The organism is uncultured Sphingomonas sp., from assembly GCF_964244265.1.
Taxonomy (GTDB): Bacteria; Pseudomonadota; Alphaproteobacteria; order Sphingomonadales; family Sphingomonadaceae; genus Sphingomonas.
Map to the genome: position 1 here is coordinate 57,717 of NZ_CAXTHV010000012.1, position 14,383 is coordinate 72,099.

Consider the following 14,383-nt stretch of genomic DNA (forward strand, 5'->3'; position numbering starts at 1 on the left):
GGCATTCGGCGCAACGGAGTCGATCATGCCTGGTGATACCCGGACCGAAACCGACTCGATGGGGCCGATCGAGGTGCCCGCCGCCGCTTATTGGGGCGCGCAGACGCAGCGATCGATCGCCAACTTCCCATTTCCGGCGACCGAGCGGATGCCGATCGCGATCGTCCACGCGCTGGCCCTGGTCAAGCAGGCGGCGGCGCGGGTGAACCGCCGCCATGGCTTGGCCGGCGAGATCGCCGACGCGATCGACGCGGCGACGGCGGCGGTGGCGGCGGGCAAGCTCGACGACCAGTTCCCGCTGGTCATCTGGCAGACCGGCAGCGGCACCCAGACGAACATGAACGTCAACGAGGTCATCGCCGGCCGCGCCAACGAGGAGCTGACCGGCAGGCGCGGCGGGAAGGCGCCGGTCCACCCCAACGACCATGTCAACATGGGCCAATCGTCCAACGACAGCTTCCCGACCGCGCTGCATGTCGCGACGGCACTCGCCGCGTCGCGGCGGCTGATGCCCGCGCTGGCACTGCTGGAGGCATCGTTGCTCGCCAAGGTCGAGGCGTGGGGGGACATCGTCAAGATCGGCCGCACCCACCTTCAGGATGCGACGCCGCTGACGCTCGGGCAGGAATTTTCGGGCTATTACGCGCAGGTAAGGCTGGCGCGCACCCGGCTGGCACCGCTGATCGAGCACGGCCTCGGCAAGCTCGCCCAGGGCGGAACCGCGGTCGGCACCGGGCTCAACGCGCGCCCCGGCTTTGCCGAGGATTTTGCGGCGGCGATGACCGACCTGACCGGCTTTGCGTTCGAGACCGCGCCGAACAAGTTCGAGGCGCTGGCGAGCAACGATACGCTGGTCGACTTTTCCGGCCGGCTGAACAGCCTGGCCGTCGCACTGACCAAGATCGCCAACGATATTCGCCTGCTCGGCTCGGGCCCGCGTTCGGGCATCGGCGAGCTGGTGCTCCCCGCCAACGAGCCCGGCAGCTCGATCATGCCGGGCAAGGTCAACCCGACCCAGTGCGAGATGCTGACGATGGTCGCCGCGCAAGTGATCGGCAACCACCAGGCGGCGACGGTCGGCGGGATGCAGGGGCATTTCGAGCTCAACGTCTTCAAGCCGATGATCGGCGCGGCGGTGCTTCGCTCAATCGACCTGCTCGCGATCGGAATGGCGAGCTTTGCGCAACGGTGCGTCGATGGGCTGGAGCCGGACACGCGGCGCATCGCCGAGCTGGTCGACCGCTCGTTGATGCTCGTCACCGCGCTCGCACCCGAAATCGGGTATGATAATGCCGCCCGGATCGCCAAGCATGCTCATGCGCACGGGCTGACGCTGCGCGAGGCGGGGCTGGCGCTGGGGCTGGTCGATGCCGCGACGTTCGACCGGCTGGTCCGGGCCGAGGCGATGGTCGGACGCTGACCGCCGGCGGCGGAACCAATTGCTCGCTACGGCGCTTGGCCGCGTGACAACTTTAGCGGGAGCACAGCATGATCGGTCAATTCATCGCCGGCCTCATCGGCGAGCGCATCGATTCTTCGGACGGCGAGGGCGGCGCCGTCGGCGCGGCGGTCGGCGTGCTGACCTGGGAAGTCGCCAAGCGTGTCGTGCCGGCGGCGATCGTGCTTGGCAGCGCGGCGCTCGCCGCACGCTACATCAGCCGTAAGCTCAAGCAGTCGCCCAGTCCGTCCGCCTGACCTGCTCGACCCGGCGGCTGAACCGACGCTACGTCAATAGCGTAGCGCGGCACACGCAAAAGGGGCCGACATCGCTGCCGGCCCCCGTCACCGAATTTCGATCCGCCTGATCGGCTTTGGGCCGATCCGCGCTTTCCGTTTTCGGCGGCCCGCTTGGCCGGCGCCACGCAGGCGGCGCCGGCCTTGCGATGCTTCGCCCGGCCTGCCCGAAGGCAGTACCGAGCGTCGCGGTCGCTCCACCCGCGGCATCCGAGGACGCCGCCAGCTTCGCTTGCTCGGCCGTCATCGCCCAGGAGGCGTCGCCGGCGTCGCCACCATGCCCGCCATGACACCCGAAGGCGCATCGCAAGGCACGGTTCGGTCGTCGGGGCCGGGCGCGGTCACTCCGAAGAGGCCTGCCATCCCGGCCGCCGGCGGCCTGCGAACGACCGATGCCAGGGCATCGATCCTCCGCTTTGACCGTTTCGTCGCCGTCCACCCGCCGTTCCGGCACGCGGCCTGTCGACTTCCACGATCCACCGGCCTGTGCCCGAAGGCGGTAGCCGATGTTCGGAACACCTTCCCCTGTCCGTCGCGGTCGCCTTCGCGACCGTCCAGCCATTGCGGAACCTGGCATTCCTGATCCGAAATCTACGGGTTCCTTGCGGCACCTGCCTGATGTTCGGCCATCAAGTCCTTGAACGTCCACCGATTTCTCGCCAGACCACCTTGCTCTTGATGTCATCATGCTGTCATCAAGCGCGAGTCGCACCAAGTACAAAACGTTCTGTCCGACCTGTGGATAACGTGGATATCGTGCACACCCGCCGCCCTGTCGCACAAGAGATTTTGCCCGCCATGCAACCCTTGCAACGCCGCAGACGTTACGGCCGGGTATTGAATTTGAAGCAAGGGAGTCTGTTATGCGTAATCTGATCCTGGCCATGGGTGCGGCGACAATGGTCGCGACGACGTCGATGGCATTGCCCTATGCGCCCGCCGAGGCGAAGAAATCCTACAGATATCGCGAATATCGTGGTCGTGACGGCCGGACCTATTGCCGCCGGTCGAACGGCACGACTGGCCTGGTCGTTGGCGGCGTCGCCGGCGCGGTGGTCGGCAACAGCATTGCCGGGCGTGGCGACAAGCTGCTTGGGACGGTGATCGGCGGCGCGGCCGGTGCCCTGGGCGGCCGGGCGATCGATCGCACCGCCACTGCGGAAAAGCGCTGCCGTTAAGCGACTTGACGCAGCGAGAAGGGCGCGGCGCAGGTCGCGCCCTTCGCCGTTGGCGCCGCTGGGCTCGGGCGACGCTGATCGCTTAAGGCCGCCGCTAGAGCAGGCCTCCTCCCAACACCAGCCGCAGACCGCCGATCAGCATCAGGATGATGTTGAGCGTGGTTCCCAGCCGGTGCCGCGACAGCATCCCGAACAGCACGCCGACCGCGCCGAGCAGCAGCCCGATCCAGTTGAGCCAGCCGAACAGCGGCACCAGCCCGACCAGGGTGATAAGGAAAACGATCAGCGCAATCACGATCGACAGGATGTTCATGCCGGAGATAATGCTGGTCTGGGCATGATTGCGCAAGCCGTCCGCGCCCGAATATGGCAGGGTCGCCGGATCTTAACCATTGCAGGGCATAAAAGTGCTTCGATCGTTCGGAGTGCCAGCGTGCCCGCCAGGTTTCGACCCCAATTGTGGTGCGTGATGCCGCTCGCGTTGGTCGCGTGCGGACCACGCGCGACCGCCGACAACAATCTTGATTCGCTTGATGCCGAACTGACCGGCAACGGGCAGGGCAACACGCGCGACCCGGCGATGACCAGCGCCCTGCAGGACCAGATCATGGTCGATCCGGCGCTGGCCGGGCAGTCCAATGCCGATGCCGTGCGACCGCCCCAACAGCCCTATTCCGGCGCCACCCCGCCTGATTCGATCGCGTCGGGTTCCGCAGGGGCTCCCGCTGGCGGGTCGGTCGCAGCGAAGCCCGCGCCGCCGCCCAGCGGCGCGTGCCCGCAATGCACCGCCCGGCGTGATGCGGTGACGCTTGCCGCGCTTGCCCGGCGACAGGGCGACAGAAGGACCAGCGGCTGCGCCGGATCGCTCGCCTATTCGACTGCTTGGGCCCAGCGCCTGCCCGCCGACCTGCCGCTATATCCCGATGCGCGGGTCGACGAGGCCGCGGGATCAAGCAGCGGGAGCTGCGCGCTGCGCGTCGTAAGCTTTTCGACCTCGGCCGCGGTCGGCGGCGTGATCGATTATTATTATGCGCGCCTCACCGCCGCGGGCTATTCGGCCGAGCATCAGGCCGATGGCGGCCAGCATGTGCTTGGCGGCACGCGCGGCAAGGATGGCGGTGCCTATGTGATCTACGTGTCGACGCGTGGCGATGGCCGCACCGGCGTCGACATCATCGCCAATAACGGACGGTAAAGGCAGGCGTCAGTCTACACCGCGTTTGTCGCGGACGCAGCGCGCGGCTACAGCCGTGGCGATGGACCTGCTTCTGGTGATGATCGGCGGCGCGATCGGCAGTGCCGCGCGGTATCTGACCGGCCGGCTGCTGCTCGGCTGGCTGGGGCCGGCATGGCCATGGGCCGGCACGCTGGCGGTCAATCTGGTCGGCGGCTTCCTGATGGGGCTGCTCGCCGGACTGCTCGCGCGCGGCGGGGGGAGCGAGCCGGCGCGCCTGCTGCTGGGCGTAGGCGTGCTTGGCGGCTTCACCACCTTCTCCGCTTTCTCGCTGGATACGATGACGCTGATCGAGCGCGGGATGGCTGGGCCCGCAATTACCTATGCGCTGGTGTCGGTCGCGGGATCGATCGCCGCGCTGTTCGCCGGGCTTTATCTGGTCCGGGTAGTGGCATGAGCGCGATCCGCCAGTTCACCGTCGCCCCCGACGACGATGGCATCCGGCTGGATCGCTGGTTCAGGCGGCATCTGCCAGACACCAGCTTCACCATTGTCGCCATGTGGGCCCGCACCGGGCAGTTGCGGGTCGACGGCGCGCGCGCGACCCCGGGCGACCGGATCGTTGCCGGCCAGCAACTGCGCGTCCCCCCGCCGGAGCAGGTGGCGGTCGCCGGCAAGCCACCACGCGAGCGCCCGCCGATCAGCGACGACGAGGCTGCCTTTGCCCGCGACCTGGTGATCCACAAGGACATGCAGGCACTGGTGCTCAACAAGCCGCCGGGCCTGGCGACGCAGGGCGGGACGAAGACGGTCAGCCATGTCGACGGCCTGCTCGACGCGCTGCGCTTCGAGGCGGAGGGGCGGCCCAAGCTGGTCCACCGGCTCGACAAGGATACCAGCGGCGCACTGCTCGTCGCGCGGACCTCGCGTGCCGCGGCGTTCTTTGCCAAGGCGTTTTCGGGCCGCACCGCCAGGAAGGTCTATTGGGCGCTGGTTGTCGGGGTGCCCTCGATCGATGACGGCACGATCGACTTGCCCCTGGCCAAGCAGCCGGGCAGCGGCGGCGAGAAGATGCACGTCGACGAGGCGGGGGGCAGCCCCTCGCGCAGCCGCTATCGCGTGATCGAGCGCGCCGGCAACCGCGCCGCCTGGGTCGAGCTGACGCCCTATACCGGTCGCACGCACCAGCTACGCGTGCACATGAACGCGATCGGGCACCCGATCGTCGGCGACGGCAAATATGGCGGGCCGGCGGCGTTCCTGACCGGCGGGATCAGCCGCAAGATGCATCTCCATTCACAGCGCATCCGCGTCGACCATCCCGATGGCGGCGAGATCGATGTGGAGGCCGAATTGCCCGCCCATTTCGCCGAAAGCCTGGCGCAACTGGGCTTTGATCCGATACTCGGCACCATGATGCCGCTCGACGAGCCGTTGCCGCCGACCCGCGCGATGGAGAAGCAGCGGGCGAAGGCGCATGCCAAGACGATACGCAAGGATCGCAAGGGCGAACGTCGCGCGCGCGGTGGGGATAGCGCCATGCGCAAGGGCCCGCCGCCCCGGAAGCCGGGCGTGAAGAAGCCCGGACCGAAGAAGCGCTGATGCATCCTGATTCCGCTTTTCGCTGGGAGGATCGCGATGCGATGCGCGCGCTGGTCGCCGAGCTCGGTTTTGGCGCGCTGTTCGCCGCCACTCCCGACGGGCCCCGCGTCGCGCACGTACCGGCGGTGTGGCTCGACGAGGCAACGCTGGGCTTCCACGTCGCGCGGGGCAACGGCATCGCGCGGCATCTGGACGGCGCGACTGGGCTGTTCGTGGTCCAGGGTCCCGACGGCTATGTCAGCCCCGATTGGTACGGCCTGGACGACGGCCAGGTGCCGACCTGGAACTATGTCGCCCTCGAGTTGGAAGGCACGGTCCGCCGCATGGACCATGACGCGCTGATCGCGCAGATCGACCGGCTGACCACGGAACAGGAGGCGCGCCTCGCCCCCAAGGCACCGTGGAGCCGCGCCACGATGGAGCCGGCAACATTCGAGCGGATGACCCGCGCGATCATCGGCTTTCGGCTGGAAATCGCCGGCTGGCGCGGGACGATCAAGCTCGGCCAGAACAAGCCCGAAGCCGCGCGCCTCGCCGCCGCAAATGGGATGGAGGGATCGGGCCGGCGCGGCATTGCTCATTGGATGCGCAACCTATGACGCGACCGGCGATCTGGGGCGGTCACCCGCCGCACGAGGCGGCGGCGCGATGAGCCCGAAGCGCAAACCCTTGCCCGACCGCGACCGTTGGCTGATCATCACGCTGGCCCGCATGGTGGCGCTGGCCGGTGCGGTGTCGGGCGTGGTGCTGATCGGCCGCGCCAACGTCTGGGGCATCAAGGCGCTGGGCGTCGCGATCGTGTTGTCCGCGCTCTACATGTCGTGGGTCGTGCCCGCGTCGCTCGCGCGCAAATGGCGGACGCCGCCTGACGCATGAAGCGGTTCTGGCAAAAGGTGACGGTCGATGCCGATCGCGGCGTCCGGCTCGACGATCGTCCGGTGCGCACCCCGGGGCGCGTGCCGCTGCTGCTGCCGACCGATGCGCTGGCGCAGGCGGTGGCCAAGGAATGGCGCGCGGTCGGCGACACGATCGACCCGCGCGCGATGCTGCTGACCGGCCTCGCCAATGCCGCGATCGATCGCATCGCGCCGGACCCACTGGCGTTTGCGCGGGGGCTGGGGGCGTATGGCCAGAGCGACCTTCTCTGTTATCGCGCCGATGCGCCCGATCCGCTGGTCGCGCGGCAGGCGGCGGCGTGGGACCCGTTGCTCGACTGGGCGAGCCGCCGCTACGATGTCCATTTCACGCTGGCGATTGGCGTGATGCACGTTGCCCAGCCGGCGCGGACGATCGATCGGCTGACAGCGGCGGTGGCGGCGCGTACGCCGTTCGAATTAGCCGCGATGTCGCCGCTGGTGACGATCACCGGCTCGCTGGTCGCCGCGCTGGCCCTGGTTGAGGGCGCGGCCGATGCCGAAACAATGTGGCGCGCGGCCCAGGTCGACGAGGCGTGGCAGGCCGAGCAATGGGGCGACGATCCGCTCGCGATCGCCGCGCGCGACGCACGGCGGGGGGAATTCGATGCGGGGGCACGACTGCTGGTGTTGCTTTGAGGGAAGCAGCGTCGATACCGGACGTCGAGCGGCCTAGATTTCGCTCCGCAGCGCGTTGATGCCGCCGATCAGGCCGCGCTGGCGGGATCGCTTCAAGCGTTCGGCGGCCAGAATGGTGGTGACGCACGCAAAGCAATCGTCAAGGTCGCGGTTGACCAGGACATAGTCATAGCCGTCCCAATGGCTGACTTCCTGTCCGGCGCGCTCCATCCTGCTCTGGATCACCGCCGCACTGTCGGTCGCGCGCCGCTCCAGCCGCTCGCGCAGCGTCGCCATCGATGGCGGCAACAGGAACACGCGGACCACATCGCCCCCGGCCAGCTGGAACAATTGCTGCGCGCCCTGCCAGTCTACGTCGAACAACAGGTCCTTGCCGGCATCCAATTCGCGGAACACGTTCTCGCGCGGGGTGCCGTAGCGATAGTCGAAGACGTGTGCCCATTCCAGGAAACCGCCATCGTCCGCCATCTTCTTGAAGGTGCCGGTATCGACGAAATGATAGTCGACGCCATCGGTCTCGCTTGGGCGGATCGGCCGCGTGGTATAGGATACCGACATCCGGATGCGGCCCTCCTCACGTTCCAGCAGGCGCTCGGCGATGGTCGACTTGCCGGCGCCGGAGGGCGAGGAGAGCACGAACATCAGGCCCCGACTGTTGAACTTGTCGGGCACCGAGGGTCGGGGATTCGCCATGAACGCTAGTGACGCGGGGCGGCGGGTCGCGTCAAGCACGCGCGGGGTTGCGACTCGCCACGATCAGGCGCGGATCAGCCCGATCTCGCTGAACGGCCTGGGCTCGGGGGGCGGCATGGTCGACGGGTTCAGCTCGTTCTGCCAGAAGCCGACATCCACCCAGCGCCCCTGCTTGTAGCCCATCTCGCGCAACACGCCGGCGCGGCGGAAGCCGACGCCTTCATGGACCTTGATCGAAGCGTCGTTGGGCAGGGCGACGACGCTGACCGCCTGGGTGAAGCCCTGCGCGCGCAACGTGTCGATCAGCGCCTCGTAGAGCAGGCGGCCGATGCCCTGGCCCTGTGTGCCGCCCCCGACATACAGCGACGTCTCGACGATGTAGCGATAGGCCGGCCGATCGCGGAACCGGGTGGCATAGGCATAAGCCAGCACGCCGCCCTGTTCGTCGCCGTTGGTCGCGACCAGCCAGGGATAGAGGCCGGCGCTCGCCGCCATCCGCTCGCGCATCGAGTCGGCGTCGGGCGCATCGGTCTCGAACGATACCGTGCCGGTCAGGACGTAAGGGGCGTAAATGGCGGCGATCGTTGCGGCGTCCTCCGGACGCGCGGCGCGAATCGCGATCATTTCCAGATCGCCTTGACCAGCAATTGGACCAGGGTCAGATCGTCACCGGTCGCCGCGCTGCCGCCGAAGCCCTGGCATTCCAGGCAGCGTGCCTGGATTGCCGGGCCGGTCGCCAGCCGCCGGGCGTCGCCCAACGCGCGCGCCAGAACCGCGCGGCGATCGGCGGCGATCAACGAGAAGACGTCGCGTCCGGCCACCGCCTGGGCATCGTCATCGTCATTGTCGCCAAGCCCTTTCAACAATTGCGCGAACCAGCTGGGTTCCTTTTCCAGATAGACCGGGCGGACCTTTGCCGGGTCAAGCCCCGCGCGGCGCGCCGCCTCGGCGATTGCGTCGGATATCGTGCCGAACCGATCCACCAGCTTCAGCTGGTGCGCGGTGCCGCCGTCCCATACGCGGCCCTGCGCGATTTCGTTGACGCGCTCCGGCGTCAGCCCGCGCGCCTTGGCGACGCGCGTGATGAACTCGCGATATCCGTTCTCGATACCCGACTGGAAGATCGCGTCGACCTCCGGCGTGGTGCCGCGAAAGATGTCGGGCTGGCCCGACAGCGGCGTGGTCTGGACGCCGTCTGCGCTGACCCCGATCTTCTTGAGCGAATTTTCAAACGTCGGCAGCAGGCCGAAGATGCCGATCGATCCCGTGATAGTATTTGGCTCGGCGAAGATCACGTCGCCGGCGGTCGACACCCAATAGCCGCCCGATGCCGCCAGGCTCCCCATCGACACCACGATCGGCAGCTTCTGCGCCTTGGCCTCCAGCACCGCGCGCCGGATCTGTTCGGACGCCAGCGCCGACCCGCCGGGCGAATCGACCCGCACCACCAGCGCCTTCAGGTCCTTCTTGGCCAGTGCGTCGAGCACCGCCTTGGCGATCGTGTCGCCGCCAGCGGTGCCCGGCTGCGCCTTGCCGTCGACAATGTCGCCCGCAACGGTGACGACGCCGATCGGATCGCCGAGCAGCAGCGGCGGGTTGGCGGCGAGGAAATCGTCATAGGCGATCGCGGCGAAAGTGCCGCCGACCTTCTTCTTGCCTTCACCGGCGATCGCCGCGACGCGCTTGCCAAAGGCGACGCGGTCGCCCAGCTTGTCGACCAGCCCAGCCTCCAGATTGGCGCGGGCTATGTCACCGCCGGCGGCGGTGATCACCTGACCCGGCGTGGCGAGGAACGGCGCGATCCGCGCCCTGGGCCGCGCCTTGGCGATCAGTTGCTGCCACTGGCCAAAGAGCGCGGCGTACAGCGCCTGGCTGGCTTCCTTGGCCTCCGGGCTCTCGTCGGTGCGGGTATAGGGTTCGACATACGACTTGAACTTGCCGACGCGATAGACGTGATAGTTGACCCCCAGCTTGTCGATCAGCCCCTTGTAATAGAGCTGCGACCCGCCCGGCCCGGTGAACAGCGCGCCGCCCAGCGGATTGACCCACACTTCGCTGGCATTGGCGGCGAGCAGATAGCCCGAATCGGTATAGCCCGTGGCATAAGCCAGCACCGGCTTGCCCGACGCCCGCACCCGGCCCAGCGCGGCGGCGACCTCGGTCACGGCCGCGGGATAGCCGCCGCCGAAACCGTCCAGGTCGAGCACCACCGCCTTGACGCGGGCATCGTCCTTCGCCTTGTCGATCACGCGGACCAGGTCGCGCAGGCGGAATTCGTGCGGGATGTCGCGGCCGTTCAAGGCGGCCAAGGGCGAGGTGACGCTTGGTTGCTCGACGATCGGGCCGTTGAGCTTGAGCACCAGCGCGCCGTCGCGGATCGACGTGTTCGGCCGTGCTGCTAGGCCGGCGAACAGCAGGCCGAAGAACAGCAGCATCGCCATCAGCACCAGGGCATCCTTGATGCCGACCAGGATCTTCCAGGCCGTCCGAACCAGTTTCACGTCACCGTCCCCCGAACTGAGCGTCTCGTCTTATCGCTAAAGCATGGCCGATCGCGAGTAAACGCTCCGTATTAGCGCGGCAATACAGGGTCTGCGCCTCCACCCAACCGAGCCCTCACGCTAGCCGACCAGGGTTACCGCGATCGCACAGCGCCATTCGCCACCCGGAGGGACTTCGAACATGCCGGGCTTGTCGCGGAAGTCGCCGGTGAAGCCAGCCGGGTCGGCATGGCCGTGCCATGGCTCGATGCAGACGAACGCCGCGCCGGGCTTGGTCCAGAGGCCGAGTTGTGGCGTATCGGGGAAGTCGATCCTCAGGTGCTGACCGCTGGGCGGGCCATAGGTCACCGACCCGGCGTGCACCGGATCCCAGATCAGCGCGTCATCGGCGAACAGCGCGTCACGCAACGCCAAGATGCGTCCGGAAAGCGGCGACGGCCGTTCGCCGGCCATCAGCCCGTCGGCAAGTTGCTTGACCGCGCCGGGTTCGTCGGCGTCGAAGACGATGCGGTGCGTCTCTTTCGCCGCGCCATAAGGCAGCGGCCAGGCAAAGGCGGGGTGAAAGCCCAGGCTGGCGGGCAGCGCCGTCTTGCCTGGATTGGCGATCTGCGCGGTAATCGTCAGCGTCGCGGCGCTGATCGTGAACGCGACGTCCAGCGCAAAGCCGAAGGGGTATTGCGCGCGAGTTTCCTCATTGTCGGTGAGGCGGAACAGGGCGTGCGCCGTGTCCTGCTCCATTACGTCGAACATCTGCCGCCGCGCAAAGCCGTGCTGTTTCATCGCATAGCCGGCGCCGTCCACCCGCAGCATATCCTGGTTCAGCCGGCCGACGATCGGGAACAGGATCGGCGCATGGCCGGTCCAGAATGCCGGATCGGCGTCGGTCATCAGATCGCGCTTATCGCCGTCGCGCAACGTGGTCAGTTCGGCGCCGAGCGGGTTGATGACCGCGGACAATCGATCGGAGGCGATGCAGATCATGTTCCGGCAAGCGCAATCGTCGCGGGGTCGCGCTTGCCGCCATAGAACGCCCCGATCACCGCGGCAAAAGGTCCTTCGCCCTTCGCGGCGAGGTCGAACAGCGTCATGCTGGAGCGCAGCTTGACGGCGTCGATGTCGCCCAGGATCTCGACGGTCGATCGGCGTCCAGCCCAAACCAGCACGGCATTGCCGGCTGCGACCAACCGCGTCGAGAGCAACGGGTGTGAGAGATAGGCGCGAGCCTCGGCCATGTCGGCGATCGCATAGCGGCGCGCCATCGGGCTGAGGCCCAGTCCAGCGATCTGGGGAAAGACGAACCACATCCAGTGGCTCTGCTTGCGTCCCGCCACCAGTTCGGCGATCGCGCGGTCATGCACCTCGCGCTGGGCATCGACGAAGCGCGCCAGCGTCACGCCGAAAGACGCGGCCCCAGCGGCACCTCGGCCTCGTCCTCGCCATCCCAGTAATGGATGCGCGTGGCATGAACGTGGATCATTGCGAGGCCGGGCGTGTCGATGCCCTGTTCGAACCATCGGTCGAGGCCGTCGGTCCAATGTTCGGCAAACGCCGTGCGGTCGCGCACGATGTCGGCGACGCCCTCGACGGCAAAGAAGGTCGGGCGCGTGCCGAGCAGGCCCGCGCTGCCCTGGAATGTCATCGTGACCTTCGGATCGTCGCGAATGTCGTCCACCATCAGCGATTCGTCCCAGGTGAAGAACCAGCAATCGCCGCCGAACGTCACCTCGCGGTTGTTGCTCATCGGGCGCGCGGCGATGGCGCCGTCGCGGCTGTGCGTGGCGAGCATGCAGAAATCGATGTCGCGCATCCACTCGGCTATGTCGCTAAGAGTCTTGCCGGTCATATTCCTCTCCATCGAACAGACCGGCCAACGCCCGGGGATGGTTGATTGCTCCATGGTGAAGGGGAGGCGTCCCGGTCAAGCGACCGGGATGACCGACGTAGCGATGTTGACGAGCGCGGCGGTGCAGAACAGCGCGCCGATCAGCGAGATGGCGACCCGTTGGGCGAGTTCGTAGCGAAGCGTCATGATCATTTCCCTTTTGTCCTCGTCCGGCTGATCCGGACGATGTCCTGAGAAATGCACCGACCGTGCCAATTCTATAACGCTATGTAAAATCAAGATTAATCGAAGGAGCTAATTTAATGTGGGTAAAATTTACCAACTTCTCACGAAAATCAGGCCATTAGCTGGCAAACGATCGCCCTCATCTAACGATCGCCCTCATATCTTGATGCAGTCCCGCCCGTCACTCTTGGCAGCATAGAGCAAGGCGTCGGCACGGCGGAGCACCGCGGCCAGGTCCTCGCCCGGGGCACCCAGCGCGATCCCGCCCGAAAAGGTCACCGCACCCAACGGCGCATCGGTTTCGCGCAGGCGATACCGGCGCGCGGCGACCGTTTCCCGAGTCTCCTCCAGTGTATTTGCGGCATCGGCGAGCAATCTCCCGGTGAACAGGATGGCGAATTCCTCGCCGCCATAACGCGCGACCACATGGCCCTGGCATCCTTCGACCAGCGCATCGGCGATCGCCTTTAATACGCGGTCCCCGACAGCGTGGCCGAACCGGTCGTTCACCGACTTGAACTTGTCGATATCGCACAAGGCGATGCACACCGGGGCGCCTTCGGCCAATGCCAGCGCATAGGCGTCTTCGAAGGCGCGCCGGTTGGGCAGGCCGGTAAGCGGATCGCGGCGGGCGTCGTCGCGCGCCTCTTCCAGCTTGCGGCGCAGATCCTCCGCCTCTTCGGTTGCCACGGCCAGCTGAGCTTCGGCCGAGTGGACGCGATCCAGCATGGTGTTGGCCAGCCGGGCGACGTGTTCGACCGCGATTACCGCGTCATCGCCTCGCAATGCGGCGGTGCTGGCGCGAAGGTCACGTCCGAAATCGCGCGTCTCGGCGTGGATGGACCGTACGGTATCGGCAAATCCCTCGACCTGCATCTGGGTCTGGGCAACCAGCGATTGAACCTTGTCCGGCTTGCCGGCAGCCCGAGGCATGCCCTGATCGTCGGGGGTCGCGTCGCGGCACGGCGAGGGCCCGGCCGGTCCCGCGGTGCCGCCCAGCGCCTCGATATCGCGCGATGTCAGCCGCACGCCGCCGTCGGTCAGCTTCGCGACCTCGGCCGCCAGCGGGCCCTCCGATTGGGTCAGTACGCGATGCGCGAACGTATAATGCGCCGGATCGACGCTCAACCGGTGCGCGGCCAGGAAGTCGCCGATCTGCGAAAACAGCAGATCCGACGGCCCCAATTGTGCCGAATAGGCGGCGCTAGCCAATGTCTCCTCCTATGCCCCATCCCTATCCCCGGACGCGGCCTAAAGGAAAAACTCTAATATCCGGTTGCAGGCACGACCGTTACGCTGCCGTTAAATCAATCCGGGCGAAATGGGTTGTATGATTATTTAAGCGCGCGGACAGCTGCCAGCGTCAGCCGGACATGGTCGGCGGCGCTCAGGTCCGAATGGACGAAACTGATCGTCCCGTCGCGGCTGATGACATAGCTGGTACGGTTGGTGACGCTGCGCAGCTTCTTGGTGACGGGATCCGGAATCTGCCGATCGAGCGCGACGTCATAGGCCTTGATCACGCGCGGTCCGGCGCTGGCGACCAGGAAGGCGCCCGCGCATTTCTCGCGCGAGAATTTCTTGAGCACGTCGACGGTATCGGCCGACATGCCGATCACGGTCGCGCCGGCGGCGGTGAAATCCGGGATCGCCTCGGCAAAGGCATGCGCTTCGGCATTGCATCCGCCGGTAAACGCGGCGGGGAAGAAATAGAGCACGACCGGCCCCTTCTTCAATTGTTCGGCAAGGTGGACCTTGAACTCCTTGCCCGCCATCGCGCCCCGGGTTGTGAAATCGGGGGCGACGACGCCGGGGGCGAGCGCTGCCCAGGCAGGTGCGCCGATCGTCAGCGCCAGCGCGGTCAGGACGGTCAGGCGCAT

At 67.1% G+C, this 14,383-nt stretch carries 18 protein-coding genes; 9 read left to right on the forward strand and 9 right to left on the reverse strand.

Going from position 1 to position 14,383, the window contains the following annotated elements:
* The first annotated feature begins 25 nt into the window (after window positions 1-25).
* From fumC to ACFE7K_RS06905, 3 genes are all read left to right on the forward strand, one after another.
* Complete coding sequence (gene fumC / locus ACFE7K_RS06895; RefSeq protein WP_375397440.1) at window positions 26-1,420, forward strand: class II fumarate hydratase; 1,395 nt, start codon at window positions 26-28, stop codon at window positions 1,418-1,420.
* A gap of 68 nt (window positions 1,421-1,488) precedes the next feature.
* Window positions 1,489-1,695 (forward strand): hypothetical protein, encoded by a 207-nt coding sequence (locus tag ACFE7K_RS06900; protein ID WP_375397441.1) that lies wholly within the window; start codon window positions 1,489-1,491, stop codon window positions 1,693-1,695.
* 902 nt (window positions 1,696-2,597) lie between these two features.
* Complete coding sequence (locus tag ACFE7K_RS06905; RefSeq protein WP_375397442.1) at window positions 2,598-2,912, forward strand: glycine zipper 2TM domain-containing protein; 315 nt, start codon at window positions 2,598-2,600, stop codon at window positions 2,910-2,912.
* Between the two features lie 94 nt (window positions 2,913-3,006).
* Here the strand turns inward: ACFE7K_RS06905 and ACFE7K_RS06910 are convergent, their stop codons facing one another.
* The gene (locus ACFE7K_RS06910) at window positions 3,007-3,225 is read right to left on the reverse strand and encodes a hypothetical protein (protein WP_375397443.1); all 219 of its coding nucleotides are present in this window, start codon (window positions 3,223-3,225) and stop codon (window positions 3,007-3,009) included.
* A gap of 156 nt (window positions 3,226-3,381) precedes the next feature.
* Here ACFE7K_RS06910 and ACFE7K_RS06915 point away from each other — a divergent pair, with 156 nt between their 5' ends.
* The 6 genes from ACFE7K_RS06915 (at window position 3,382) to ACFE7K_RS06940 (ending at window position 7,241) form a co-directional block, all read left to right on the forward strand.
* A complete protein-coding gene (locus ACFE7K_RS06915) occupies window positions 3,382-4,107 on the forward strand; it encodes a hypothetical protein (protein ID WP_375397444.1) in 726 nt (241 codons plus the stop codon).
* Between the two features lie 61 nt (window positions 4,108-4,168).
* A complete protein-coding gene (crcB, locus tag ACFE7K_RS06920) occupies window positions 4,169-4,543 on the forward strand; it encodes a fluoride efflux transporter CrcB (protein WP_375397445.1) in 375 nt (124 codons plus the stop codon).
* Window positions 4,540-5,688 (forward strand): RluA family pseudouridine synthase, encoded by a 1,149-nt coding sequence (locus ACFE7K_RS06925; protein WP_375397446.1) that lies wholly within the window; start codon window positions 4,540-4,542, stop codon window positions 5,686-5,688. The genes crcB and ACFE7K_RS06925 overlap by 4 nt, the downstream gene beginning before the upstream one ends.
* The gene (locus ACFE7K_RS06930; RefSeq protein ID WP_375397447.1) at window positions 5,688-6,287 is read left to right on the forward strand and encodes an FMN-binding negative transcriptional regulator; all 600 of its coding nucleotides are present in this window, start codon (window positions 5,688-5,690) and stop codon (window positions 6,285-6,287) included. The genes ACFE7K_RS06925 and ACFE7K_RS06930 overlap by 1 nt, the downstream gene beginning before the upstream one ends.
* 49 nt (window positions 6,288-6,336) lie before the next feature.
* Complete coding sequence (locus ACFE7K_RS06935; RefSeq protein WP_375397448.1) at window positions 6,337-6,564, forward strand: hypothetical protein; 228 nt, start codon at window positions 6,337-6,339, stop codon at window positions 6,562-6,564.
* Window positions 6,561-7,241, forward strand: a complete 681-nt coding sequence (locus ACFE7K_RS06940; RefSeq protein WP_375397449.1) for an ATP12 family chaperone protein — start codon at window positions 6,561-6,563, stop codon at window positions 7,239-7,241. The genes ACFE7K_RS06935 and ACFE7K_RS06940 overlap by 4 nt, the downstream gene beginning before the upstream one ends.
* Window positions 7,242-7,274: 33 nt before the next feature.
* Here ACFE7K_RS06940 and gmk read toward each other — a convergent pair whose 3' ends face one another.
* The 8 genes from gmk to ACFE7K_RS06980 form a co-directional block, all read right to left on the reverse strand.
* A complete protein-coding gene (gmk, locus tag ACFE7K_RS06945; RefSeq protein ID WP_375397450.1) occupies window positions 7,275-7,934 on the reverse strand; it encodes a guanylate kinase in 660 nt (219 codons plus the stop codon).
* A gap of 63 nt (window positions 7,935-7,997) precedes the next feature.
* Window positions 7,998-8,558, reverse strand: a complete 561-nt coding sequence (locus ACFE7K_RS06950) for a GNAT family N-acetyltransferase (protein WP_375397451.1) — start codon at window positions 8,556-8,558, stop codon at window positions 7,998-8,000.
* Window positions 8,555-10,435 carry a signal peptide peptidase SppA gene (gene sppA, locus ACFE7K_RS06955; protein WP_375397452.1) on the reverse strand — a complete coding sequence of 627 codons (1,881 nt, stop codon included), beginning with the start codon at window positions 10,433-10,435 and terminating at the stop codon, window positions 8,555-8,557. Before sppA ends, ACFE7K_RS06950 begins: the two co-directional genes overlap by 4 nt.
* A 120-nt stretch (window positions 10,436-10,555) precedes the next feature.
* Window positions 10,556-11,416, reverse strand: a complete 861-nt coding sequence (locus ACFE7K_RS06960; RefSeq protein WP_375397453.1) for an aldose 1-epimerase family protein — start codon at window positions 11,414-11,416, stop codon at window positions 10,556-10,558.
* Window positions 11,413-11,829 (reverse strand): DUF1810 domain-containing protein, encoded by a 417-nt coding sequence (locus tag ACFE7K_RS06965; RefSeq protein ID WP_375397454.1) that lies wholly within the window; start codon window positions 11,827-11,829, stop codon window positions 11,413-11,415. The genes ACFE7K_RS06960 and ACFE7K_RS06965 overlap by 4 nt, the downstream gene beginning before the upstream one ends.
* Window positions 11,826-12,278 (reverse strand): pyridoxamine 5'-phosphate oxidase family protein, encoded by a 453-nt coding sequence (locus ACFE7K_RS06970; RefSeq protein ID WP_375397455.1) that lies wholly within the window; start codon window positions 12,276-12,278, stop codon window positions 11,826-11,828. The genes ACFE7K_RS06965 and ACFE7K_RS06970 overlap by 4 nt, the downstream gene beginning before the upstream one ends.
* A gap of 381 nt (window positions 12,279-12,659) precedes the next feature.
* Window positions 12,660-13,715 carry a GGDEF domain-containing protein gene (locus tag ACFE7K_RS06975; RefSeq protein ID WP_375397456.1) on the reverse strand — a complete coding sequence of 352 codons (1,056 nt, stop codon included), beginning with the start codon at window positions 13,713-13,715 and terminating at the stop codon, window positions 12,660-12,662.
* A 122-nt stretch (window positions 13,716-13,837) separates the two neighbouring features.
* Entirely contained in the window at window positions 13,838-14,383 is a 546-nt protein-coding gene (locus tag ACFE7K_RS06980) for a peroxiredoxin (RefSeq protein WP_375397457.1), read from the reverse strand.

What these genes read in the sequence shown, in the direction of transcription:
- fumC (WP_375397440.1), top strand. Translation starts at nt 26, where the DNA reads ATGCCTGGTGATACCCGGACCGAAACCGACTCGATGGGGCCGATCGAG.
- ACFE7K_RS06900 (WP_375397441.1), top strand. Translation starts at nt 1,489, where the DNA reads ATGATCGGTCAATTCATCGCCGGCCTCATCGGCGAGCGCATCGATTCT.
- ACFE7K_RS06905 (WP_375397442.1), top strand. Translation starts at nt 2,598, where the DNA reads ATGCGTAATCTGATCCTGGCCATGGGTGCGGCGACAATGGTCGCGACG.
- ACFE7K_RS06910 (WP_375397443.1), bottom strand. Translation starts at nt 3,225, where the DNA reads ATGAACATCCTGTCGATCGTGATTGCGCTGATCGTTTTCCTTATCACC.
- ACFE7K_RS06915 (WP_375397444.1), top strand. Translation starts at nt 3,382, where the DNA reads ATGCCGCTCGCGTTGGTCGCGTGCGGACCACGCGCGACCGCCGACAAC.
- crcB (WP_375397445.1), top strand. Translation starts at nt 4,169, where the DNA reads ATGGACCTGCTTCTGGTGATGATCGGCGGCGCGATCGGCAGTGCCGCG.
- ACFE7K_RS06925 (WP_375397446.1), top strand. Translation starts at nt 4,540, where the DNA reads ATGAGCGCGATCCGCCAGTTCACCGTCGCCCCCGACGACGATGGCATC.
- ACFE7K_RS06930 (WP_375397447.1), top strand. Translation starts at nt 5,688, where the DNA reads ATGCATCCTGATTCCGCTTTTCGCTGGGAGGATCGCGATGCGATGCGC.
- ACFE7K_RS06935 (WP_375397448.1), top strand. Translation starts at nt 6,337, where the DNA reads ATGAGCCCGAAGCGCAAACCCTTGCCCGACCGCGACCGTTGGCTGATC.
- ACFE7K_RS06940 (WP_375397449.1), top strand. Translation starts at nt 6,561, where the DNA reads ATGAAGCGGTTCTGGCAAAAGGTGACGGTCGATGCCGATCGCGGCGTC.
- gmk (WP_375397450.1), bottom strand. Translation starts at nt 7,934, where the DNA reads ATGGCGAATCCCCGACCCTCGGTGCCCGACAAGTTCAACAGTCGGGGC.
- ACFE7K_RS06950 (WP_375397451.1), bottom strand. Translation starts at nt 8,558, where the DNA reads ATGATCGCGATTCGCGCCGCGCGTCCGGAGGACGCCGCAACGATCGCC.
- ACFE7K_RS06960 (WP_375397453.1), bottom strand. Translation starts at nt 11,416, where the DNA reads ATGATCTGCATCGCCTCCGATCGATTGTCCGCGGTCATCAACCCGCTC.
- ACFE7K_RS06970 (WP_375397455.1), bottom strand. Translation starts at nt 12,278, where the DNA reads ATGACCGGCAAGACTCTTAGCGACATAGCCGAGTGGATGCGCGACATC.
- ACFE7K_RS06980 (WP_375397457.1), bottom strand. Translation starts at nt 14,383, where the DNA reads ATGCGCCTGACCGTCCTGACCGCGCTGGCGCTGACGATCGGCGCACCT.